The organism is Pseudundibacterium arcticum (assembly GCF_042646465.1).
GTDB lineage: Bacteria > Pseudomonadota > Gammaproteobacteria > Burkholderiales > Burkholderiaceae_D > Undibacterium_A > Undibacterium_A arcticum.
Map to the genome: position 1 here is coordinate 1 of NZ_JBHRTP010000131.1, position 1,900 is coordinate 1,900.

The 1,900-nt window shown below is 55.7% G+C and carries 1 protein-coding gene; it reads right to left on the reverse strand.

Annotated features, from left to right (window positions below):
- Positions 1–140: 140 nt before the first annotated feature.
- Complete coding sequence (gene ltrA / locus ACFOFO_RS26480; RefSeq protein WP_390323184.1) at positions 141–1,457, reverse strand: group II intron reverse transcriptase/maturase; 1,317 nt, start codon at positions 1,455–1,457, stop codon at positions 141–143.
- Between the last annotated feature and the right edge of the window lie 443 nt (positions 1,458–1,900).

Genomic DNA, 1,900 nt, shown 5'->3' on the forward strand with positions numbered 1-1,900 from the left:
TGTTGTCTCGCCCTTTCGTCTGCGAGTATCTCAATATCACGGCCATGTCACGTTTCCAGCACCCGCCACGTCGAACGCAGCGGGCGGTTTTCCCGCACTGCGCTCTCCTGCATGTTTCGCGTCAAGGTTTATGGGACTTATCATGCTGGCGTAGCTTTCTGCGCAGACCTCGATACCCGGTAGCCTTTAAACAGCCCCAGTTTCTCATACAGCCATTGCCTACTCCACCGCTGCCAGCCGAAGCCCTGTCGATTCCGGGATCGCATCAAATGGCGCCGCACCTTCTTTTCTACCCAGTCCTGAATGTAGCCGAAGCATCGGCTCGAGTCCCCAACCGCAAAGTAATTCACCCATCCCCGTAGAATCGGATTGATCAAATCTATGACTCTCTCAACCGGTTGGGACTGGTGTCGGCGAAACACCTCCTTGAGTTTCTGCACCAGTGCCGTACGCTTCTTCAGCTTCGGCGCATAGTGCGGCCGCCACACCCCTCTGAGACTACGGATGCGACGGAAATCAAACCCAAGGAATCCGAAGTTTCCTCCGCGAGCAAGGTCCACGATGCTGCTCTTCTCTTCATTCACCTCGACCTGTAGTTTGGCAAATTCTTCCCGTAGCCGTTTTTCCACCGCCTTCATCAGCCAATCATGCCGCCGATGCGCATCGACCAAGATCACCATGTCATCCGCAAACCGCACGTATTCGATGTAGGTGTACTTGCCATAGCGCGTGGCTTCCTTCGCCCGCTCCAGCATCCGATCTACCTCATTGAGGTAAAGATTGCTGAGCAACGGTGAAATCACGCCACCTTGCGGAACGCCTTGTTTGCCGGAGGCTTTCAGCATCACTTTCAGCAAGTGCATCACGCCATCGTCGTTGATGCGTTGCGCCACTTTCCTCAACAGCAGTTCATGCCGAACCGTGTCGAAATAGGCGCGCAGATCAAAGTCAATCACGCGTGTCTTGGCCTGAACAATTGCTTGCGCCACCCGGTTCACTGCTTCTCGCGCTGTCCGCTTTGGACGGTAGCCAAATGACCCCGGTTGGAAATCCGCCTCAAAGACTGGCTCCAATATCAGCTTGAGGGCACCTTGCACCACACGGTCACGTATCGCCGGAATCGACAGGGTCCGGAATTTTCCATCGCCTTTCGGTATCTCCTGCTTGCGCGCCGGGAGCGGCACATAGGTGCGCCCCAACAATTCGCCCTGTATCTGCACGAGAAATGACGCTACCCCCTGCGCATTGATGTCCTCAAACGTCACGCCGTCAATTCCCGGCGCTCCATCATTTTCTTCGGCCACCTCATACGCCATCAGCAGCGTTTCCATCTTACAGACGTGGACGTACAAACCCCAGAAACGCCAGGACGGTTCAGCCTTCGCCTTGACGTATATTCTCCTTCTCAGATCCTGCAAACTACCGGACGCTTTTATCATGTCGTCCTTGCCTTTCATGTTGTCAGAGAAATTACAATGCAGCAGGGTTCCTTCGCTCCACAGCCATTACGCCGCTTCATCGCTACTACGAGCCCGTCCGCCTCCCTCCCGCCTTCGACCCACTTCCCGGGTTCACCGGTTATAAGGTCTACCTTGCTCCGACGATTTCGCGTCGGGACGAGTAGGGGTTCTCCAGTTGCTTAGCGTGTCCTTGTCGCCGTGCCGTCGCTACCACCCCGCCGAAGTGGAATAATCGTATCGGTCAGATTTCGACTACCCATGCTGCCTTCGCCCTACAGTTGGGGGCTCGGCCTTCGGATTTATTCACTTTCGAGGCCACCTCTGCGTTTACTTTCGTTACGGCCCGGGCGACTCGCACTTTCCCAAGGAAAGTCTTGTCGATGGGCTTCAGAGTCTTGGTTACCCGCCACCCTGCCATCCAAGCTACGGGGCCTCTGACT

Excerpts from the sequence above, each read along its gene's own strand:
- ltrA (WP_390323184.1), bottom strand. The coding sequence starts at position 1,457 with ATGAAAGGCAAGGACGACATGATAAAAGCGTCCGGTAGTTTGCAGGAT.